The sequence below is a fragment of the Catellatospora coxensis genome (assembly GCF_016862635.1).
In the GTDB taxonomy this organism is placed as follows: domain Bacteria; phylum Actinomycetota; class Actinomycetes; order Mycobacteriales; family Micromonosporaceae; genus Catellatospora; species Catellatospora coxensis.
Window position 1 is genome coordinate 1 of sequence record NZ_BONI01000067.1, and the last position, 21,006, is coordinate 21,006.

The following is a 21,006-nucleotide window of genomic DNA, read 5'->3' on the forward strand; positions in this document are numbered from 1 at the left end:
GGCCTGCCGCTGGCCGCGGGCGAGGGCTTCACCGGCCGCCGGTACGCCGCCGAGGGCGGGCTCGCCATCGGCGCGTACGACCCGGACGGCACGCTCGTCGCCGCCGCCGCGATCCGGCCCACCGGCAGCAGCGCCACCGGCACCGCGCTGGTCGACCCGGCGGCGCGCGGGCGCGGCCTGGGCGCCGCCGCGCTGGACTGGTGCCTGGCCGGGGCGGAGGTCATCGAGACCGAGTCGCTGACCGAGGCCGCGGCAGCCCTGTTCGCCGACCGCGGGCTGACCCAGACGTTCGCCGAGGACGTGATGCGCCACGACCTCAAGGCGATCCCCGACATCGCCCCGCCCGACGGCGTACGCCTCGTCGGCTGGGCGCCGGACACGGTGCGCCGCTTCCACGCGGCCTACCGGGCGGCGTTCGCGGAGCGGCCCGGCTTCCCGGACTGGGACCTGGACCAGTGGACCGGCTGGCTGGTCGACGACGACTTCCGGCCGCCGTGGTCGCTGCTCGCGGTCGGCCCGGACGGCGGCGACCTCGGCTTCGTGGTGTGCGGCGACGGCTGGCTGGTGCAGGTCGGCACCACACCGGCGGCGCGGGGCCAGGGCGTCGGCGCGGCCCTGACGGTCGCCGCCCTGCGCGCGGCCGCCGCCGACGGCGCGTCCGAGATGCTGCTCGACGTGAACGTGAACAACCCCGGCGCGGCCGCGCTCTACCACCGCCTCGGCTTCACCACCCTGGGTCGCCGCGCCCGCTTCGCCCGCCCGGCCTGATCCCGCCGGGCGGCGGCGAATGAGGCGAGTGAAGGTTTCGGCATCGACGATGCGGCAATAGGAGTGGCAAGGGCGGGCTGATTCCGCGACAGGCGATCGATGGGGATCGCCGTTGCCCTCGCGGGGTCGGCGCGACGCCCACATGCAGTGGGGCGGTTCGTGAACCGCGTACTCCGGGCTGCTTCGCTGCCGGTGTCGGCGCCCTCGGCAGACACCGAGGAGGTTTCGATGACCGAAGCCAGGCACGGCCGCGCGCAGTCGCCGGACGAGGCGGCAGTCGCGCGATCGCTGATGGCCGAGCAGCGGCGGATCACCGCCGAGACGGGCTGGACCACGTCCGGGGATGCCCTGCAGGCCGTCCGCAATCACCTGGTCGCCGTCATGGCGGCGACCAGATGACCCGTCCGCGGCGGGCTGAGCGGCCCGCACGTGGTCACGTCCGTTGCGGGAGCCGATCCGTCGGCTCCCGCGACGGTGTTTCGGCGACGTCCGGCAACCGGCGGACGGGTCGGGGCGCCGGTCAGATCCGGACGCGGGCCGCGTCGATCCAGGCGAGCACGCCATGGGCGCGGCTGCGGGCGGCCGCGGTGCGGGCCTGGTCGAGCAGCGCCGCCGCCTCCTCGTCCCGGCCCTCCTCGTAGGCGAGCTGGCCCAGCGCCAGCTTCGCCGCCGCGAGGCCCGGCAGGAAGCCCAGCTCCTGGCGGATCCGGGCGGACTCCTCCAGCTTCTCCCGGCCCCCGGCGCGGTCGCCCGCCTCCAGGTCGGCGAAGCCGAGGTGCCGCACCGCGTACGACCGGGTCAGCTCGTCCCCGCTGTCCTGGGCCAGGTCGTAGGAGCGCTGCAGCAGCGGCCGGGCGGTGTCCGCGTCGTCGCGCACCACCTGGTGGAAGCAGCCGAGCCAGAACAGCGCCTCGCTCTCGCCGCGCGCGTCGCCGAGCCGCGCGTAGAGTTCCGCGGCACGTTCGAACGCGGGCAGCTCGCCCGGGTCCTCCTCGCGCCGGTGCAGGAAGTCGGCGTGCAGCAGCCGGCCGCGGGCCAGGGACAGGTCGGCTTCGAGGCTGTCCAGGTCGCGGTGGGCGGGCTCGGTCGCGGTGGTGTCGCCGCCGAAGACGGCGTTCTCGTACGACTCGCTCGCGCGGGTCAGTCGTTCGTCCCCGTTCATGTCCACCAACCTAGTTGGACGGACGGCGCGGGCGCAGCCCCGACCGAGCTGCCCGGATCAGCCCTCGGCGTGCGCGAGCGCCCACGCGCCGATGCGTTCCAGCAGCTCGTCGGGGGCGGCGTTCTCGGCGTGGCCGAAGCCGGGCTCCAGCCACAGCTCCTTGGGCTCGGCGGCGTTGCCGTAGAGCTGCTCGGCGTGCTCGACGGGGAAGTACGCGTCGGCGTCGCCGTGCACGACCAGCAGCGGGATCGGGGCGATCAGCCCGGCCACGGCGTACGGCGGCTCGGGCACCGGGTCCCAGCCGCCGGACGCGATCCGGGTGCGCAGCGCGAGCCGGCCGACGAGCCGTCCCAGCCGCCGTTCCAGCACCCAGTGCACACGCCGCATCGGCGGGGTGCCCCGGTAGTACCAGCGGGCCGGCCCGCTGACGGCCACCACGGCGTCGACGCCGCGGTGCAGCGCCGCGTGGCGGACCACCACGGACGCGCCCATGGAGAAGCCGACCGTGACGATGCGGCGGTAACCCAGCGCGCGGGCCCATGCCACGGCCGCCTCGACGTCGTGGATCTCCAGGTCGCCGACCGTGGACAGGCCGCCGGAGCGGCCGTGCCCGCGGAAGTCGAAGCTGATCACCCCGGCGGAGCGGCCGAAGACCCCGGCGGCGCGGCGGACGGCCTCGCGCCGCCAGGAGCCGGTGAAGCCGTGCGCGACGACGATCGCCAGCCCGGGGTCTCCCGGGTCGTGGTGGGCGTCGACGCGTACGCCGTCGGAGGTGAGGAGAGTGCGGTCGGTCATGTCGGCGGTGCGCATGCGGTCAGGCCCGGCGTGCGCCGGGCGCGTCACTCACCGGCCACGTCGGCGTAGTGCTCGACGAACGGCGGCTTGGCGAAGAACGGGCTGAGGATGGTGCGCCACTGGGTGAAGCGGTCGGTGTTGCGGAAGTTCTCCACGTGCGCCTCCACCGACTCCCACTCGACCAGCAGCACGAAGCGCGACGGCGATTCGATGCCGCGGGTCATCCGCGTGGTGATGCAGCCCTCGGTCTCGGCGAGAATGGGCCGGGCCTGGGCGTACGCGGCGGCGAAGCCCTCCTCCTGGCCGGGCAGGACGTCGATCTGAGCGATCTCGAGCACCATGGCGATGATCCTCGCACGGCTGTCCGGCCCTGGCGCGGGTGCCCTAGGGTGTCGCCCATGCTCGACTGGCTGCTCAGCACCGCTTTCACCGTGTACGGCACACCGATGACCTGGGCCGAGGTGCTCGGCTTCGCGACCGGGGTGCTCAACGTGTGGCTGCTGGTGCGCCAGAACGTCGCCAACTGGGCCGTCGGCATCCTCAACGTGCTCCTGCTGGGCGTGGTGTTCGTCACCTACGGCCTGTACGCCGACGCGAGCCTGCAGGTGGTCTACGTGGTGCTGGGCCTGCTCGGCTGGTGGCAGTGGCTGCGGGGCGGCGAGCGCGGCGGCCGGCTGGAGGTGTCCCGCACGACCCGGACCGAGTGGACGGTGCTCGCGGCGGTCGGCGTGGCGGCGACCGCGGGGCTGTGGCTGCTGCTGGACCGGGTCACCGACTCCACGGTGCCGCTGCCCGACGCGCTGACCACGGTGCTCTCGCTCGTCGCGACGTACCTGCAGACCCGCAAGAAGCTGGAGAGCTGGTGGATCTGGATCATCGCTGACCTGATCTACATCCCGCTCTACCTGTACAAGGACCTGTGGCTGACCGGCACGCTGTACGTGGTGTTCCTGGGCCTGTGCGTGGCGGGCCTGCTGGCCTGGCAGAACGCGCTGCGGGCTCGGGCCGCCGAACCGGTCGCCGCATGAGCCGGGCGTACGCCCACGGCATGGTGGTGGGCAAGTTCTACCCGCCGCACGCCGGCCACCACCTGCTGATCCGGGCGGCGGCCGCGGCGTGTGCCGAGGTCACCGTGGTGGTCGCGCCGTCGCGGCAGGAGTCGATCCCGCTGGACACCAGGCTGGACTGGCTGCGCGAGGAGCACGCGGACACCCCGTGGGTGCGCTTCGCGGGCCGCTACGACGACCTGCGCGTCGACTACGACGATCCGGCGGTATGGGACGCGCACTGCGCCGTGTTCCGCGAGGCGCTCGGCGACCGGCCCGTGGACGCGGTGTTCAGCTCGGAGAAGTACGGCGACGAGCTGGCCCGCCGGTTCGGGGCGGTGCACGTGGAGGTCGACACGCCCCGCGTGGCCTGCCCGGTGTCGGGCACCGCGGTGCGCGCCGATCCGGTGGCGCACTGGGCGATGCTGTCCGCGCCGGTGCGGGCCTGGTTCACCCGCCGCGTGGTGGTGCTCGGGGCGGAGTCGACGGGCACCACGACGATGGCCGCCGCGCTCGCGGAGCACTATGCCGCGCGCGGCGGGGTCTGGGCGTCCACCCGCTGGGTGCCCGAGTACGGCCGTGAGCTGACCCAGCGCAAACTGGACCTGCTCCAGGCAGCCGACCCGGCCGCCACGGTGTTCGACGTGACCTGGGACCGCGCCGACTTCGTCGAGGTGGCCCGGGTGCAGTCGGCGGCCGAGGACGCGGCCGCCCGGTCGGGCTCGCCCCTGTTGATCTGCGACACCGACGCCCTGGCGACGCAGGTTTGGGAGGAGCGTTACCTGGGCAGTTCGTCACCGCAGGTGCGCGCGCTGGCCCGGCGTCCCGATCTGTACCTGTTGACCTCGCCTGTCGGGGTCGCCTTCGACGACGACGGGCTGCGGGACGGGGAACACCTGCGCGGCTGGATGACCGGCCGGTTCCGCGAGGTGCTCGCGGATTCGGCGGCGCCGGTCGTCGAGTTGTCCGGATCACACGAGGTGCGGTTGAGGACGGCGGTGGCGGCGTGCGAGCAGGTGCTGAGCGCGGGCTGGAGGCTGGCTGCACCACTTGGCTGACCTGGCCAGACGTCCCTTATGACCCGATGCCTCGTCCGTGCGGGCGACCCCGTCTGGGTTTACAGGTTCGCGTGGTAAACAATAGAGAGACGCGGGAGGGGAGTATCCCTCACGACGGTGTCGTCAGCACGGCTCCCCCCGGCCACCATAGGCCTGGTGTGATCCCGGCATCGTCGGTCACCGGCTGCAGGCCGGTGGCAGGAGAGACCTCCGGGGCAAAAATGATGCCGACCGGAGGTCTGTTCATATGAACGTGTCCACTTGGGAATGGGCCGCCACCCTGATCGGGTTGCTGGCGCTGCTGACCTTCGACTTGATGATCATCGGGCGGCGCCCGCATGAGCCCTCGATGAAGGAGGCGACCGGTTGGGTCGTCTTCTACGTCGCTCTGGCCTGCGCGTTCGGCGCCTGGATCTTCTACAGCCACGGCTCGCAGTACGGCCAGGAGTTCTTCGCCGGCTGGGTGACCGAGTACAGCCTGTCCGTGGACAACCTGTTCGTCTTTGTGATCATCATGAGCCGGTTCGCCGTGCCGCGCATATACCAGCAGAAGGTCCTGCTCATCGGTATCGTGCTGGCGCTGATCATGCGCGGTGCGTTCATCGCGGCCGGCGCCGCGCTGGTGTCGCGGTTCGTGTGGGTGTTCTACATCTTCGGCGTCTTCCTGATCTACACCGCGTACACGCTCACCAAGCACGGGGAGAGCGACGAGGCGGACTTCAAGGAGAACGCGCTGATCCGGTGGAGCCGCCGGGTGCTGCCGATCAGCAAGGAGTACAACGAAGCGAAGATGACCGTGGTGCAGAACGGCAAGCGCTTCTTCACCCCGATGCTCATCGTGATGATCGCCATCGGCACCACCGACCTGATCTTCGCGCTCGACTCCATCCCCGCGATCTTCGGCCTGACCAAGGAGCCGTTCCTGGTCTTCACCGCGAACGTGTTCGCCCTGATGGGCCTGCGCCAGCTGTACTTCCTGCTCGGCGGCCTGCTGGACCGCCTGGTCTACCTGTCGCTGGGCCTGGCCGCCGTGCTCGGCTTCATCGGCGTGAAGCTCATCATGGAAGCCCTCGCCGGCAACAACGTCCCGTTCATCAACGGCGGCGAGCCCATCACCGCGGTCCCGCACATCAGCATCGGCGTCTCGCTGAGCGTGATCATCGGCATCCTGGCCATCGCCACGGTCGCCAGCCTCATCAAGTCCTCCCGGGAGGCCAGGAACAACCACGAGGAGAAGTCCCCCACCCCCGTGGGCTGACCCTCACCTCATCTCCACCCCGAGAGCCCCGCCCGGCCCCGCCGGACGGGGCTCTCGCCACATGATCCCGACGATCTTGCGCGAACTGTTGCTCTTATGGGCGTTTTGGGAGTGTCATACCCACAGCTCACGCAAGATCGCCGCGGTGGCGGGGTCAGGGGGTGATGCGGCCGGCGGCGGTGAGGGTGGCGACGCGGGTGGGGCGGAGTTGTTCTTCGACGACGAGGAAGGCGTCGCCGCAGGCGTGGAGCATGTGGCGGCGGCCGTCGGGGGTCGGGGGTTCGGTGACGAAGCCGACGTGCTGGACGCGGCCGTCGGGGCGGGCGAAGAAGTAGAGGTCGCCGGGGCGCTCCGTGCCGAGCGGGACGTCCGTGGTGGCGGGCTGCTGGTCGTAGGCGTCGCGGGGGATGGTCACGCCGAGTTGGCGGAAGGCCAGGTGGACCAGGCCCGAGCAGTCGATGCCGTACGGGGTCAGGCCGCCCCAGACGTAGGGGACGCCGCGCCAGGCGCGGGCCACCTCCAGCGCGGCGACGCCGACCGCCACGGCCGTGCCGTTGTCGGTGGACTCGCGCACGCTGAGCTGGTCGAGTGGGAGCCAGCCGGGGTATCCCCGCGGGTCCAGCCTGGCGGCGGGCTGCGCGGTGGCGACCACGCGGGCCCAGCCGTCGCGGATCTCCTCGATCAGCACGGGCTCGCCGTGCAGCAACTGGGTGAGCACGCCGTCGTACATGCGGCCGGTGTCGTCGAGGCCGGCCGCCCAGGAACGGAGGTCGCAGCGCGGGCCCAGGGCGGCGGCGTCGACGCCGGGACGGGGCGCGTCGGGGCGGGACCAGAGGGTCGCCACCGGGGCGGTCACCGTGGCGATCTTCATGCCGACATCTCGATTCACTCGGCCGAGCCGGATGGAGGCAGCGACACGCCCAGGCCGGGGGCGTCGGGCAGGACCACCGTGGCGCCCTCGTAGCGGATGCCGCCGGAGACCGGCGAGTCGGACAGCCACCAGGCCGCGTCGAGGTCGCTGACGACCGTGGTCGGGTGGGCCGCGACCAGGCTCGCCGCCGCGCCGATGCCGACCGGTCCCTCCATCATGGAACCGACGCAGGTGCCCAGGCCGTGCGCGGCGGCCAGCTCCAGCAGCGTACGGGCCACGGTGAGCCCGCCGCTCTTGGCGAGCTTCACGTTGACCAGGTCGGCCGCCCGGCGGCGGATCACCTCGACCAGGTCGCGCAGGCCGAACACCGACTCGTCCGCCATGATCGGCAGGTCGGCGCGGGCGCTGACCCAGGCCAGGCCGTCCAGGTCGTGCCGGGCCACGGGCTGCTCGACCAGCTCGACCGGCAGCTCCAGCGCGGCGATGCGGTTGACGATGGTCACCGCCTCGCGCGGGGTCCAGCCCTGGTTGGCGTCCAGGCGCAGCCGCAGGCCGGGCTCCAGAGCGTCGCACACGGCTCGGATCCGGGCCAGGTCGCCGGCGGCGTCGGTGCCGACCTTCAGCTTCAGCACCGTGAAGCCCTCGGCCAGGCGCTGCTTGGCGGCCACGGCCAGCGCGCCCGCCTCGCCCGCGGACAGCGTCACGTCGGTGGGCACCGTCAGGTTCGTGCCGCCGAGCAGCCGTACCAGCGGAATGTCCAGGCGTCGCGCGGCCAGGTCGTGCAGGGCGATCTCGACGGCCATCTTGGCGGCCTCGTTGCCGACGACGGCGCGGGCCACGTCCCGGCAACGGGCGGCCAGGTCGTCGGGGTCGCGGCCCAGCAGCAGCGGGGCCATCATCTCCTCGACGCAGGCCTGCGAGCCGGCCAGGCTGGCCCCGGTCACCGCCCAGACCTGCGGGGCCTCGCCGAAGCCGGACCGCCCGTCGGCGTCGACGACCTCCACCAGCAGCGTCTCCACGGCGGTGGCCCGGCGCAGCGCGGTCACGAAGGGCGTGTGCAGCGGCGCGGAGATCCGGCGCGTGCGAACTGCGGTGATCGACACGCTTTCGACCCTACTTCTGAAGCGGATGCTGCAGAAGCACCGATCGGTAACGACTGACCGCCGGGGTCAGCGCGCTGCCAGCTCCGCCCAGCTCGCCGCCGCGATCCGGCCCAGCAGGCGGCAGGCGTCGGCGTCGGACACGTCACCGGTGGTGCAGGCCGCCAGCAGGTACGGCGCGGCGTCGGGCGGGAAGATCAGCGCGCTGCTGTGCCGCTCGCCGGTGACCCAGCCGTTCTTCAGCGCCACCCGGGTGCCCTCGGGCAGTCCCAGGTGCAGGTCGTCCTTGCACTCCTGGGCGGTCAGCACGTCGATCATCGCGGCGGACCCGGCGGCCGGCGTCAGCCGGTCGGCGGCCAGCGCGCCGAACAGCGCGGCCAGGTCGGCGGCGGTGACCTCGTTGCTGATCCCGCTCTCCCGGGCCGGGTAGTCCTCGATGCCGCGGTCGGTGTGCGCCCGGGTCGCCCCGGCGAGCTTCCACACCTCGTTGACCTGTGCGAACGCCTGCTCGTTGGGGCCCAGCGCGCCCAGCACCAGGTTCGTGGCGAGGTTGGACGAGCGCACGATCATCCGCTCGATCAGCCAGCGCAGCGGCGCGCTGCCGCCGACGCGGTCCCAGACCTGCTGGTCGCTGTCGTACGCCGGGTCGTTGGTGTAGACCGGGGCGCCCGGCGCGGCCGATACGTGCTCGTTGTGCACGGGGATCTCGGCGTCCAGGTCGAGCCGGCCCGCCTCGGCGGCCCGGAAGGCGGCGGCCATCACCCCGACCTTCATGGTGCTGGCCGCGTAGTGCAGGTGGTGCTCGGCGCGCGCGAACACCGCGGACCCGTCGAGCGGGCCGCACCACACCGAGGCGGTGCCGGGGAAGGCGTCGAGTTCGGGCGTGAGGCTCTGCAGCGTGATCACGGTTTGGCAGCGTACCGACTTCCGGGGCGGCGGCATGCCCCGGGCTCCGTTAGAGTCCCGCGCCGTGACGGAATTGATCCCCCCGCACCTCTCCTCGCCGGTCCCGCGTCCGGACCGCGTCTACCGCTGCCAGAACTGCGGCCGCAGCCCGGCGGCGCCGGTGAGCTTCCGCGCCCACCGCGGCCTGATCCTCGTGATGAGGTTCTTCAAGGAGAGCGGCATCTTCTGCCGCACCTGCGGCCTGGCCGTCTTCCGCACCATGACCAGCCGCACCCTGGTGCAGGGCTGGTGGGGCTGGTGGTCGTTCGTCATCACCCCGGCCATCCTGCTCTACAACCTGTTCGACCGGGCCAAGCTGAACAAGCTCACCGAACCGGTGCCCGCCCCCGGCGGCATGTTGGGTGCGCCGTGGGACCCGGGCAAGCCGCTCCACCGGCGCGCCACGATCGCGGGCCTGCTCGTCCCGCTGACCGTCGTGGGCGCGTTCGGGTACGGCATCGTCAGCAGCGGCACGGCGGCGAGCAAGGTCGGCCGGTGCGTCGTCTCCGCCGGCCGGGACGAGACCGAGTTCGTCGACTGCGCCGAGCCGAACGAAGGCATGGTGACCCGGGTGGTCGACCGCACGGATCTGTGCCCGTCCGGCACGATCGACATCGTCGAGGGGTACACCTACCAGCGCGGTCGCGTCACCGACACGTACTTCTACTGCATCGGCCCGGACCTGTCCTGACGGCTTTGTGCGCCGCGTCTGTCATGGACGCTGGCCTGTGTCGTCGACTCCGGGGCGCGGATTGTCGATGTCATAGGCCAGCGTCTATGAAGGTGGGTCCGGTGGCGGGACGGTCGCCGGCCGGGCAGGGCAGGGCGGCCGGGTCGGGCGGTTCGGGCGGTTCGGGCCGGGCGGGTCAGGCTGTACGGCGTTCGGCCCAGCCGGTGGCCAGCAGGAACTGCGCGGCGATGTAGGTGACCATCACCCAGACCGGCGGGCCGGGGATGGTGAACGCGTCGGCGACGCGTACCGCGATCAGCAGGTCGGAGATCAGGAACAGGCCGCCGCCGAGCGCGGTGCGCCAGCCGAAGGCCGAGGCCAGCGCGGCGGTCGACGACAGCAGCGTGCCGTACACGGCCATCGGCACGGCCAGCCCCGCCTCGGACAGCGCCGGCCACAGCCAGGTCAGCGCGCCGACCAGGAAGATCGCGTATCCGATCGGGACCAGCAGCATCGGCAGCCGGCGCACCCGGGCGAGCGCGCCGTGGCGGACGAAGGTCGTCACGTAGCAGACGTGCGCGGTGCCGAACAGCGCCATGCCGATGATGAACGCGGTGCTGCCCTCGAACTGCAGTGCCACGTCACCGGCCCAGGAGAACAGCAGCGCGGCGAGGATGCCGGTGGTCGGCCGCACGCCCTTGGCCCGCTGGTTCAGGTAGTACCACAGCGCCAGCAGGGGCAGCAGCAGCGGCTTGGTCGCCCAGTCCAGCGGCTTGCTCTGCAGCCCGGCCGCGAGGATGTTGAGGGCCGAGGCCACACCGAAAAGGCCCAGCACAAGCCGGTCCGCACGCATAGTGGATCTCCCGAGGGGTAAGGGGTCCGCGCAGCATACCCACCGGTAGCCACCCCGCAACACCCCCGCCCGCACCACCGCGTTGATCATGAACTTATGGCACGGCTCGGCGGCGATTCGCGGCCACAACTTCATGATCGACGCAGCGAGAAGGCCCCCGGCGCGCGGTGGCGCGGCGGGGGCCCAGGGGCCTGGCGGTGCGGGTCAGGCGTGCTTGCGGCGGGCGGCGAGGCGGCCGCGCTGGGTCTGGTCGAGGATGACCTTGCGGATGCGTACCGCCACCGGGGTGACCTCGACGCACTCGTCCTCGCGGCAGAACTCCAGCGCCTGCTCCAGGGACAGCTTGCGCGGCGGGATCAGCTTCTCGGTCTCGTCGGAGGTCGAGGCCCGCATGTTGGTGAGCTTCTTCTCCTTGGTGATGTTGACGTCCATGTCGTCGGAGCGCGAGTTCTCGCCGACGATCATGCCCTCGTACACCTCGACGGTCGGCTCGACGAACAGCGTGCCGCGCTCCTGGAGGTTGGTCATCGCGAACGCGGTCACCACGCCGGAGCGGTCGGCGACCAGCGAGCCGTTGTTGCGGGTGCGCAGCTCGCCGAACCACGGCTCGTACTTCTCGAACACGTGGTGCAGGATGCCGGTGCCGCGGGTGTCGGTCAGGAACTCGGTCCGGAAGCCGATCAGGCCGCGGGCCGGGACCAGCCACTCCATCCGGATCCAGCCGGTGCCGTGGTTGACCATCTGCTCCATGCGGCCCTTGCGGGTGGCCAGCAGCTGGGTGATCACACCGAGGTGCTCCTCGGGGGAGTCGATGGTCAGGCGCTCGACCGGCTCGTGCAGCTTGCCGTCGATGTCCTTGGTGACCACCTGCGGCTTGCCGACGGTCAGCTCGTACGACTCGCGGCGCATCTGCTCGACGAGGATGGCCAGCGCCAGCTCGCCGCGGCCCTGCACCTCCCACGCGTCGGGGCGCTCGGTCGGCAGGATGCGCAGCGACACGTTGCCGATGAGCTCCTTGTCGAGCCGGTCCTTGACCATGCGTGCGGTGACCTTGGCGCCCTTGACCCGGCCGACCAGCGGCGAGGTGTTGGTGCCGATGGTCATCGAGATGGCGGGCTCGTCGACGGTGATCAGCGGCAGCGGGATCGGGTTCTCCGGGTCGGCCAGGGTCTCACCGATCATGATGTCGGCGATGCCGGCGACGGCGATGATGTCGCCGGGGCCCGCCTCCTCGGCCGGCTTGCGCTCCAGCGCCTCGGTCATCAGCAGCTCGGAGATGCGTACGTTCTGCTGGGTGCCGTCGGTCTTGCACCAGGTGACGGTCTGGCCCTTGCGGATGCGGCCCTCCCGGACCCGGCACAGCGCGAGGCGGCCCAGGAACGGCGACGCGTCGAGGTTGGTGACGTGCGCCTGCAGCGGCGCGCCCTCGGTGTAGGTCGGCGCCGGGATGGTGTCCAGCAGCGCCTGGAACAGCGGCTGCAGCGAGTCGCTGTCGGTCGGGACCTTGCCGTCCTCGGGCTGGGTCAGCGAGGCGATGCCGTCGCGGGCGCAGGCGTACACGATCGGGAACTCGATCTGCGACTCGTCGGCGTCGAGGTCGAGGAACAGCTCGTAGGTGTCGTCCACGACCTCCTTGATCCGCGCGTCGGGCCGGTCCACCTTGTTGATGACCAGGATGATCGGCATGCGGGCCTTGAGCGCCTTGCGCAGCACGAAGCGGGTCTGCGGCAGCGGGCCCTCGGAGGCGTCCACCAGGAGGATGACGCCGTCGACCATGGTCAGGCCGCGCTCGACCTCACCGCCGAAGTCGGCGTGGCCGGGCGTGTCGATGATGTTGATGGTGACCTGCTCGCCGCTCTCGCCGACGTACTTGACGGCGGTGTTCTTGGCGAGGATCGTGATGCCCTTCTCCCGCTCCAGGTCGCCGGAGTCCATGACCCGGTCGGCGACCGCGGCGCGCGCGTGGAAGGCGCCGGCCTGCTTGAGCATGGCATCGACGAGCGTGGTCTTGCCGTGGTCGACGTGGGCGACGATCGCGACGTTACGGAGATCGGGGCGGGTAAGCATGTCTCCATTCTCCGGCAGGCGTGATCGAAAACAGCGGTCGGGGTCGTTCGCGTGGCGGGTATCACCCGGATGAATGGGTGTCTTTCGCGCGTAAGTTCCGTTATTGGTGGTATGTCGGCCACGCCGCGTACCGTCCTGCGCACCGCTCTGCTCGCGCCCTTCCTGCTGCTCGCCGCGATTCCGGCCCCGCTGGCCGTGGCCGCGGCGCCCCGCGCCGTGCCCGCCGGGGCGGTCCCGGCCGCGACCGGTGGACTGCCGGCCGCGATCGCCGATCCGACAGCGCCGAGCGCCCGGATCAACACCGACGGGGGCGTGGTGAGCGTGCGGTCCGGCCCCGCCACGGACAAGCGCGCCATGGCCTCCCTCGGCGACGACACCCGGGTCGCGGTGCACTGCAAGGTGTGGGGCGAGCAGATCACCGGCACCGAACGCCGCTCGGCGTACTGGGTACGCGTCGGCGCGGACCGCTACCTGCCGGACGCGTTCCTGGCCTGGCCGGCGACCCGGCCCGAGGTGGCGTGGTGCGGGTCCGGCGGCACCGGCGCGGTCACCGCGCGGGTCGCCACCGGCGGCTCGGTGCTCAACGTGCGCCGCGAGCCGGGCACCCGGGCGGCCCGGCTCGGCACCGTGGACGACGGGCAGGTGCTGGCCGTGCTGTGCCAGGCCACCGGCGAGCAGGCCGCCGGGTCGGCCGGCTGGCTGCGGCTGCCCGGCGGCCGGTACGTCGCCGAGTCGTTCGTCCGCTGGTCACCGCAGCGCCCCTGGCTGCCCTGGTGCGGGCAGGAGCCGGTGCGGGTGCCGCCCGCGTCGGCGGGTGACTTCGTGGAGCAGGCGTCCGCTCCGGCGCGGGCCGCGGCCCGTACCAGCGGCGTCCCCGCCTCGGTGCTGGTGGCGCAGGCGGTCGACGCCTCGGACTGGGGCCGGTCCGCACCCGCCCGCCGCGATCACAACTACTTCGACACGGCCTGCACCCCGCCGGCCGCGAACCCGCCAACCGTGGTGAAACCGCAGCCGGCCGCGAACTCTCCGGCCTCCGGGACGTCACCGGTCGCGGGTCCGCGGGGTGCCGCGAGCCCGCAGACCGGTGGACCGCAGACCGCGGCGAGCCCGCAGCCGAGCGGGACTCCGCAGGCGGCTGCGAACCCGCGGGCCGACGTGCAGAAGACGGCCGTCGCGCTGGGCTGCCGCGCCTACGGCGGGACCTCGCTGCGGGCGTACCGCGATCAGGCGGGCTCGTTCGCCGATCACGCCGCGCTGCTGGCCCGCGTGCCGGAGCACGTCCGGGCGCTGGGCCACGCCGGTGACCCGGAGCGTTTCGTGCGGGAGCTGCAGGCCGCCGGGTACCCGGGCGGGGCCCGCTACGCCGACCGGATCATCGACCTGATGCGCCGGTACGACCTCTACCGGCTGGACGCCGTGCGTTAGCCGTTCCCCCGTCCGGGCGACCCGCCACCGGCCGATCGGCCACAAACGGCAGGCGGGGTCAACCGCGCGGCGAGCCTTGATCGCTTATGGCATGGCGGTCACCACGGGTTCGGGCAGAGGTTGGCGATGGTTCGGCTGGTATTGAGCGCTATCCGGGAGCGGCTGGGCGAGACGGCGCTGCTGGGCGTGCTGGCCGCACTGGTCGTGGCGGTGGGTGTGGCGGGTCCGCTGTACGCCGACGCCGCCGCGCGCAACGTCCTGGCCGCGTCCGCCGCGGCGGCCACCCCGGGCGAGCAGAGCCTCACCGTCACCGTCGAGATGACCGCCCGCAACGGGATCGCGGCCGCGCTCGCCGAACTGCGTGGCTCGATCGCGGTGGTCCCGGCGGGCCCGGGGGTACGCGAGATCCGGGGCGGCTACCGCCGCGGCTCGGTCACGCCCCGCGAGTCCGCCGCCCCGATCGAGGTCCTGCTCGCCGCCCGCGACGACGTCTGCGCGCACCTGGCGCTGACCGGAGCCTGCCCGGCGCGGCCCGGCGAGGTGGCGCTGGCCGCCACGACCGCGCGCCGGCTCGGGCTCGTCGCGGGCGACACGTTCGCGTTCCAGGTCCAGCCCACGGCTCCGCCGGCCACGCTGCGGGTGACCGCGGTGTACGACGTGGACGGCGCGGGCGGCGGGCTCACCGACTCCTACTGGGCGGGCCGGCGGGAGCTGACCCCGGTGCCGCTGCGCGTGGAGAACCCGGTCTTCACGGTGCCCGACACGCTGCAGACGCTCGGCGCCGACACCTTCCAGGCGACCCTCGACCACGTCGCCGACCTGACCGCGATGAGCCCCGACGACGTCGAAGCCCTGGCCCGGACCCTGCGCTCGGCCGAGGAGCCGGGGCGCGGCATCGCCGTCACGGGCGGGCTGTCCCGGCTGCTCCCGCAGATCGTCGCCGACCGGGACACGGTGGCGGTGCCGGTGGTGGTCGGCGCCGTGCTGCTGCTCGGCGTCGCCTGGTGGGTGCTGCTGCTCGGGGCCGGACACGCGGCGGCCGAACGGCGTACCCAGGCCGTGCTCGGGGCGTTGCGCGGCGCGCCGGCCCGGCACCGGGCCGCGCTGACGGCCGGACCGGGAGTGCTGACCGTGCTGGTCGCCCTGCCGGTCGGGCTGGTCCTCGGCCGGTCGCTGGCACAGCTGCTGGCGTGGGCCACCATGGCCGCGCCCGGCCCGGTGCCGCTGTCGGCGACCGCGCTGGCGGTGGCGGGCGGGCTGACCCTGGCCGTGCTGGTCAGCGTGGTGTTCGCGCAGGTCCGGGTGCACCGCGGCGGCGTGCTCGACGCGCTGCGGCAGGTGCCCGCCCGGCGGGGCGCGGCCGGCGGCATCGCGGTCGTCGTCGTGGTGGTCCTCGCCGTCGCGGCGGCGTGGCAGCTGCGCACCGGCGACGCGCAGGTGCTGGGTCTCGCGGAGACGGTGCTGCCCGCGGCCGCGCCGGTGCTGATGCTGGTCGCGGCTGGGCTGGTCGCCGCCCGGACGGTGCGCCCGCTGGCCGGGCTGCTCGGCCGGGCGGGGCTGCGGACGGGACGGGTGGGCACGGCGCTCGGCGCCCTGTACGCCTCGCGCCGCCCCGGCATGGACCGGCTGGTCGCCCTCGTGGTCATCGTGATGGCGCTGCTCGCCCAGGCCGCGTACGGCTGGCAGGGGTTGCAGGGCGCGGAGCAGGAGCAGGCCCGGCTGGCGCTGGGCGCGGCCGAGGTGGTCCGGGTCCGCGCGCCGTCGCGCGCCGCGCTGCTGCACCTGGTGCGCCAGGCCGACCCGGCCGGTGACTGGGCCATGGCGGTCGCCCGCCAGGAGTCGTCGACCGGCACGACCGTCGCCGTCGACACCGCCCGCCTGGCCCGCGTCGCGTACTGGCCGGCCGGCGCGGGTGTCCCGGCCGACCGGGTGGCCCGGCAGCTGCGCCCGACGGCCAATCCCTCGCTCCGGATCACCGGGGCGGCGCTGCTGCTCGACCTCACCATGCCGGAGACGCTGCACATCGACCTGCCGCTGACCGCGGTGCTGGACGGGCCGCGCGGCGAGCCGGTCATCGCCACCGCGGCCGCCGTTCCGGGTTCCGGGCGGCACCAGCTGCGCCTGGACGTGCCCGCGTGCGCGGAAGGGAGCGGCTGCCGGCTGGCCTGGCTGAGCTTCCGCTTCGACCCCGGCGGCGTGGTGCTGCACGGCATCGCCCAGGCCGCCCCGGACGCGGTGGTCGCCGACGCGGTCGCGATGACCGACCCGGCCCGCTGGCGGACCACCATCGGCGCCGCGGGGGTCACCCTGTCGCCGCTGCCCGGCGGGCTGGCCGTCGACTACGAGCCGGTCGACCCGCGCTACCCGGATCCGGAGGTACGCGTGCAGGTCGCCGACGTGCCGCTGCCGGTGCCCGCCGCGCTGGCGGGGGAGGCCCGGCTGGCGCACGACCGCACCGTGGTGCGCGGGGAGATGCTCAGCCCGCTGCGCCGCCCCGTCGACGTGGTCGCGGCGGCGCCCGCCCTGCCCGGGGCCGGCACGCAGGGGCTGCTGGTCGATCTGGAGTACGCCGACCGGGCGAACGACAGCATGGACAACATCGCCGACCTGCAGGTATGGCTCGCGCCGGACGCCCCCGCCGACGCGCTGGACCGGCTGCGCGCGACCGGCCTGGTGCCCGTGTCGGCGGAGACGGCCGGGCAGCGCACCGAGCACCTGCTCGCCGTCGGGCAGGGGCCCGGGTCCCGGTTCCGGTTCGGGGCGGCCTTGCTGGCGGTGCTGCTGGTGATGGTGGCGGTGTCCCTGGTGGTGGCCGTCGACGGGCCGCGCCGCGGGGCCGAGCTGGCCGCGCTGCGTACCCAGGGCGTGCCGCAGCGGGCGGTACGCCGGGCCACCCGCAGCGGCTACCTGCTGATCGTCGCCGCGGCCGCCGCCGGTGGCGGGCTGCTCGGCGCGGCGGCCGCGGACGACCCGCCCGCCTCCTCGGTGCTGCCGGTCGCCGTCCTGGTGGGAGCGGGCCTGCTGCTGACCGCCACGGCGTACGTCGTGGGCACCCGGCTGTCCCGGGTCACCGGACTGGACCTGGAGGACGGCCGATGACGACGCTGCTGTGGGAGATGATCCGCGAGCGCCGCGCCGCCGCCCTGATCACGTTCCTGCTCACCCTCGCCGCGGCCGCGGCCGCCGCCGGTGGCCCGGTGTACCACGCCGCGGCGGCGCAGTCGCTGCGGCTGGACCAGATCGCGCAGGCCCCGGTGACCGAGCGGGTGCTGACGGCGTCGCAGCTGACCAGCTCCGACGAGTCCGTCGAGACCCGCCCGACCGCCCTGCCCTACGTCGCGCACATGCGCACCGTGTACGGGCTCCAGCTGCAGGGCGCGGCCGGTGGCGCGCAGGGAACCGACACCCTGCTGGCGGCGCGCAGCGGCGTGTGCCGGGAATTGGTCGTCACCGCAGGGCGGTGCGCGGTCGCCGACCGGGAGGCGGTGCTGCCCGACGGCGCGCCGGAACTGCTGGGCGTACGCCTCGGCGGGGTGGTCTCCTTCACCGCGCCCGGGATCGATCCGGTGCGGTTCACCGTCGTCGGCACGTACCGCCGTCCGGACGCCGCCGACCCGTACTGGGCCGACCGGGTCTCGCTGCTCGGCGTCGAGCAGCCGGTGCTGTTCGTGACGGACCGCTCGCTGGAAGGCTTCGGCGGCCAGGCGACGAGGACCGTCGACCTGGTGGCCGAGCCGGCGGCGTTCACCGACACGGCGGGGCTGGCCGGGCGGATCGAGGAAGTGTTCAAGCAGCTCAGGGCCGGGGGATACGCCGGAAGCACGCTGATGCCCGACCTCGGCAAGCGCATCGAGCAGGGCGACCGGATGCTCGCCGACACGGTCACCGTGGCCGCTGTGCCGCTGATCCTGATCTGCTGGTTCGTGCTGTTCCTGGCCGTCGCCGCCGGTGTCGACCAGCGGCGTGAGGAGCTGGGCCTGGCCGCGCTGCGCGGCACGCCCGGCCGGCTGCGCTGGGCGCTGCCGTTCGCCGAGGTGGCCGTGCCGGTGCTGGCCGCGGCGGTGCCGGGCCTGCTCGCCGGGTACGCGGCCACGGCGGCCCTGGTCCGGGTGGTGCTGCCGGGCAGCACGGTGCAGTGGGACGGGGCCTCGCTGCGCTTCGCCGCGTTCGCGGTGCTCGGGGCCCTGCTCGCGGGCGCTTTCGCCCAGGTCGGCGCGCTGCGTACGCCGGTGCTCGGGCTGCTGCGGCGCAGCGGCTCGCCGCGCCGGGGCCGGTTCGCGACCGCGCTGGAGGTGGCCGTGGGCAGCCTCGCCGCGGTCGCCGGCTACCAGGCCGCCGCGGCGGGCGACGCGGGCGGCATCGGCCTGCTCGCGCCGGTCTGCCTCGGGCTGGCCTGCGGCCTGCTGGGGGCGCGCCTGCTGCCGCTGGTCGCGGCACGGGTGGCGCGGAGCGCGCTGCGCCGAGGGCGCTGGCGCACCGGGCTCGCCGGGTTCGCGCTGGCCCGGGTGCCGGGCACGGGGCGACTGGTGGTGCTGGTGACGGTCGTGTTCGGGCTGCTCGGCTTCGCGGTCACCGCGTACGACACGGCCGGGCGGGCCTGGGACGAGCGGGCCCGGGTGCAGACCGGCGCGGCCCGGGTGGCCGTGGTGCAGAACGCGTCCGCGGTGCAGCTGCGCTCCGCCGTGGCGGCGGCCGACCCGGACGGGCGCTTCGCGATGGCGGTCTCCCGGTACAAGAGCAACCAGCTGCAGAACATCGTCGCGGTGGACACCACCCGCCTGGCACGGGTGGCGAACTGGCCCGACGCCGCCGGCCTGGACCCCGGGGCGGTGGCCGGCCTGCTGCGGCCCGCCGAGCCGACGGCGGTCATGTTCCGCGCGCGCAAGCTCATCGTCGAGGTGACCGTGGACAGTCCCGACCCGGAGCTCTCGCTGCAGCTGCGGCTGCTGGTGATCTCCGACCGCGGGCTGCGGCACGACCTGCGCATGCCCGGCCTCAGGCCCGGCCTGCAGCGGCTGGAGGCCGACGCCACGCTCTGCGACCCGGAGCCGTGCCGCCTGGACGAGATCCAGCTCCAGAACATGCGGGCCGACCAGCCCCGCTTCGACGCCACGATCCACGCGATCCGCGACGAGACCGGCCGGGTGGTGCTGGACGCCGCGGGGCTGGGCGACGTGCGGCGCTGGGCGCAGCCGCCCGCCAGCGCCGCCCGCCCGGTCCCCGCGCTGCGGAGCACCCCGGAGGGCCTGCGGATCTCGGTCGACTCCGCGGTCGTCGCGGACATGCGGCTGTCCTCGGCCGCGCTGCCCGGCCCGCTGCCGATGGCGGTCACCGGCCCGCTGCGCTCGCCGCTGCTCACCGCCACCGGCGGCATGGAGCTGCCGGTGAGCGCGGTCGCCACGCTCGGCGCGGTGCCCCGCTTCGGGCCGCAGGGCGCGCTGCTCGACTTCGACGTCGCGGAGTACGTGCTCGGCCGCGGGACCGCGCTGACCCAGCCGGAGGTGTGGCTGTCCGCCGACGCGCCCGCCGACGCCGTGGACCGGCTGCGCCGGGCCGGGCTGACGGTGTCCGAGGAGTACACCGTGGCGCAGCGGCGGGCCCAGATCAGCGCCGCGCCCCGGCTCGGGCTGTGGTTCGCGCTGGCGGTGGCCGCGTTCGCGGTGCTGCTGGCGGCGATCGGGCTGCCCGCGCTGGCGATGTTCGAGCGGCCCGGCGGCGACAGCGGGCTGTCGGTGCTCGGCGAGCAGGGCATCCGGACCCGTACCCTGCTGCTGGTCTCGGCCGGCAGCCGGAGCGCGCTGGCGCTGGCGGCGGCCGCGGCGGGGCTCGGCTCGGCGGCGCTGGCCTGGGCGCTGGCGCGTACCGTGCTGCCGGTCTTCTCCGACGGCGACACCACGTTCACCCCGCCCGTGCTGCCGGAGCCCGGCGCGGTCGCGGGACCGGTGGCCGCCGCGTGCGCGGCGCTGCTGGCAGGCTGCTGGGCGGCGGCGCACGTGGTGCGCCGGCGCAGGGAGGAGGAGCAGTGACGGGACTGGCCGTGCGGTGCCGCCGGGTGCTGCACATCTACCGGGCCGACGGCGGCGACGTGGTCGCGCTGTCCGGCGTGGACCTCGACATCGCGGCGGGGGAGAAGCTCGCCCTGGTCGGGCCGTCGGGTTCGGGCAAGTCGACGCTGATCGCGCTGCTGTCCGGCCTGATGCGGCCCAGCGCCGGGCAGGTGCGGATCGGGCCGGTCGACATCGGCCGGGTCAGCGACGCCGAGCTGGCCCGCATGCGGGGCACCGACCTGGGCGTGGTGCTGCAGGGGGCCCGGCGCAACCTGCTGCCGTACGCCTCCGTGCTGTCCAACATCTGGCTGGCCCAGCGCCGGGCGGCGCAGGTGCGCCCGGCCGACGTGGAGCGCCCGGAGCGCATCCTGTCCCTGCTCGGGCTCGTCGGCATGGGCCACCGCCGGGTGCGCGACCTGCCGCCGGGCGCCGCGCAGCGGGTCGCCATCGCGGTCGGCGTGGCCGCCTCGCCCGGCCTGCTGCTCATCGACGAACCCACCAGCCGGCTCGACCGGGAGGCCCGCGACGAGGTGCTCGACGCGCTCGACACCATCAACCGGGAACGCGGCACCACCATCGTGGCGGTCACCCACGACCCGGACGTCGGCGCACGCCTGGGCCGCGCGGTGACCATCCGCGACGGCCGGGTCGGCGCGGAGGGCCGCGAGGGCCGCGAGTTCGCGGTGGTCGCCTCCGACGGCACCGTGCAGCTCCCGCCCGAGGTCCTGGAGAACGTGCCCCCCGGCACCCTGCTGGTCGTCGAGCAGGCCGACGGCCGCCTGAGCCTGCTCATCGAGTGATCGCGGGCCCGCGCCCCCGTCCACCGCGCCGGGCGGCCCGCGGCGCGTGGCGCGGGCGCGTGCCGCACCGAGATCGCTCGACTTGCCTGGCACCTGTGGGTAAGCAGGCCCAAGATACGCACAGGTGCCGGGCAAGTCGGA

18 protein-coding genes are annotated in these 21,006 nt (G+C 74.1%); 10 read left to right on the top strand and 8 right to left on the bottom strand.

Features of this window, described 5'->3' with window-relative positions; translation table 11 throughout:
* Positions 1-768 (top strand): GNAT family N-acetyltransferase (locus Cco03nite_RS30990; RefSeq protein ID WP_203696612.1); only part of this gene is annotated, 768 nt, incomplete at its 5' end.
* Between the two features lie 228 nt (positions 769-996).
* Positions 997-1,167: a hypothetical protein gene (locus Cco03nite_RS30995; protein ID WP_203696614.1), complete on the top strand. Its 171-nt coding sequence runs from the start codon at positions 997-999 to the stop codon at positions 1,165-1,167.
* A 121-nt stretch (positions 1,168-1,288) separates the two neighbouring features.
* Here the strand turns inward: Cco03nite_RS30995 and Cco03nite_RS31000 are convergent, their stop codons facing one another.
* From Cco03nite_RS31000 to Cco03nite_RS31010, 3 genes are read right to left on the bottom strand one after another with little or no spacing between them, the layout of a single operon-like run.
* Positions 1,289-1,930: a hypothetical protein gene (locus tag Cco03nite_RS31000; RefSeq protein WP_203696616.1), complete on the bottom strand. Its 642-nt coding sequence runs from the start codon at positions 1,928-1,930 to the stop codon at positions 1,289-1,291.
* Positions 1,931-1,987: 57 nt separating this feature from the next.
* Positions 1,988-2,740 carry an alpha/beta hydrolase gene (locus Cco03nite_RS31005; RefSeq protein ID WP_239167800.1) on the bottom strand — a complete coding sequence of 251 codons (753 nt, stop codon included), beginning with the start codon at positions 2,738-2,740 and terminating at the stop codon, positions 1,988-1,990.
* A gap of 29 nt (positions 2,741-2,769) precedes the next feature.
* Positions 2,770-3,066 carry an antibiotic biosynthesis monooxygenase family protein gene (locus Cco03nite_RS31010; protein WP_203696618.1) on the bottom strand — a complete coding sequence of 99 codons (297 nt, stop codon included), beginning with the start codon at positions 3,064-3,066 and terminating at the stop codon, positions 2,770-2,772.
* A gap of 57 nt (positions 3,067-3,123) precedes the next feature.
* On the opposite strand from Cco03nite_RS31010, the gene pnuC reads away from it, so the two are divergent.
* The 3 genes from pnuC to Cco03nite_RS31025 all read left to right on the top strand — a co-directional run bounded on the left by pnuC (position 3,124) and on the right by Cco03nite_RS31025 (position 6,087).
* The gene (gene pnuC, locus Cco03nite_RS31015; protein WP_203696620.1) at positions 3,124-3,753 is read left to right on the top strand and encodes a nicotinamide riboside transporter PnuC; all 630 of its coding nucleotides are present in this window, start codon (positions 3,124-3,126) and stop codon (positions 3,751-3,753) included.
* On the top strand, positions 3,750-4,829 hold the full coding sequence (locus Cco03nite_RS31020; protein ID WP_239167801.1) for an AAA family ATPase: 1,080 nt from the start codon (positions 3,750-3,752) through the stop codon (positions 4,827-4,829). Before pnuC ends, Cco03nite_RS31020 begins: the two co-directional genes overlap by 4 nt.
* 247 nt (positions 4,830-5,076) lie before the next feature.
* Positions 5,077-6,087 (top strand): TerC family protein, encoded by a 1,011-nt coding sequence (locus tag Cco03nite_RS31025; RefSeq protein WP_203696622.1) that lies wholly within the window; start codon positions 5,077-5,079, stop codon positions 6,085-6,087.
* Positions 6,088-6,241: 154 nt separating this feature from the next.
* On the opposite strand, the gene Cco03nite_RS31030 is transcribed toward Cco03nite_RS31025, so the two are convergent.
* The 3 genes from Cco03nite_RS31030 to Cco03nite_RS31040 form a co-directional block, all read right to left on the bottom strand.
* Positions 6,242-6,958 (bottom strand): C40 family peptidase, encoded by a 717-nt coding sequence (locus Cco03nite_RS31030; protein WP_203696624.1) that lies wholly within the window; start codon positions 6,956-6,958, stop codon positions 6,242-6,244.
* Positions 6,959-6,972: 14 nt separating this feature from the next.
* On the bottom strand, positions 6,973-8,061 hold the full coding sequence (locus Cco03nite_RS31035; protein WP_203696626.1) for a mandelate racemase/muconate lactonizing enzyme family protein: 1,089 nt from the start codon (positions 8,059-8,061) through the stop codon (positions 6,973-6,975).
* A 66-nt stretch (positions 8,062-8,127) separates the two neighbouring features.
* Entirely contained in the window at positions 8,128-8,961 is an 834-nt protein-coding gene (locus tag Cco03nite_RS31040; RefSeq protein WP_373314371.1) for a serine hydrolase, read from the bottom strand.
* Between the two features lie 67 nt (positions 8,962-9,028).
* Between Cco03nite_RS31040 and Cco03nite_RS31045 the strand changes: the two genes are divergently transcribed.
* Positions 9,029-9,694 carry a hypothetical protein gene (locus Cco03nite_RS31045; protein WP_203696630.1) on the top strand — a complete coding sequence of 222 codons (666 nt, stop codon included), beginning with the start codon at positions 9,029-9,031 and terminating at the stop codon, positions 9,692-9,694.
* Between the two features lie 175 nt (positions 9,695-9,869).
* Here the strand turns inward: Cco03nite_RS31045 and Cco03nite_RS31050 are convergent, their stop codons facing one another.
* Both Cco03nite_RS31050 and typA read right to left on the bottom strand, forming a co-directional pair.
* Entirely contained in the window at positions 9,870-10,526 is a 657-nt protein-coding gene (locus Cco03nite_RS31050) for a lysoplasmalogenase (RefSeq protein ID WP_203696632.1), read from the bottom strand.
* A gap of 204 nt (positions 10,527-10,730) precedes the next feature.
* The gene (typA, locus tag Cco03nite_RS31055) at positions 10,731-12,593 is read right to left on the bottom strand and encodes a translational GTPase TypA (RefSeq protein WP_203696639.1); all 1,863 of its coding nucleotides are present in this window, start codon (positions 12,591-12,593) and stop codon (positions 10,731-10,733) included.
* A 111-nt stretch (positions 12,594-12,704) separates the two neighbouring features.
* Between typA and Cco03nite_RS31060 the strand changes: the two genes are divergently transcribed.
* From Cco03nite_RS31060 to Cco03nite_RS31075, 4 genes are all read left to right on the top strand, one after another.
* Entirely contained in the window at positions 12,705-14,018 is a 1,314-nt protein-coding gene (locus Cco03nite_RS31060; protein WP_203696641.1) for a glucosaminidase domain-containing protein, read from the top strand.
* 126 nt (positions 14,019-14,144) lie between these two features.
* Entirely contained in the window at positions 14,145-17,117 is a 2,973-nt protein-coding gene (locus Cco03nite_RS31065; RefSeq protein WP_203696643.1) for a hypothetical protein, read from the top strand.
* Positions 17,114-20,044, top strand: a complete 2,931-nt coding sequence (locus tag Cco03nite_RS31070) for an FtsX-like permease family protein (protein WP_203696645.1) — start codon at positions 17,114-17,116, stop codon at positions 20,042-20,044. Before Cco03nite_RS31065 ends, Cco03nite_RS31070 begins: the two co-directional genes overlap by 4 nt.
* Positions 20,041-20,865 (top strand): ABC transporter ATP-binding protein, encoded by an 825-nt coding sequence (locus Cco03nite_RS31075; protein WP_203696652.1) that lies wholly within the window; start codon positions 20,041-20,043, stop codon positions 20,863-20,865. The genes Cco03nite_RS31070 and Cco03nite_RS31075 overlap by 4 nt, the downstream gene beginning before the upstream one ends.
* Positions 20,866-21,006: the final 141 nt, after the last annotated feature.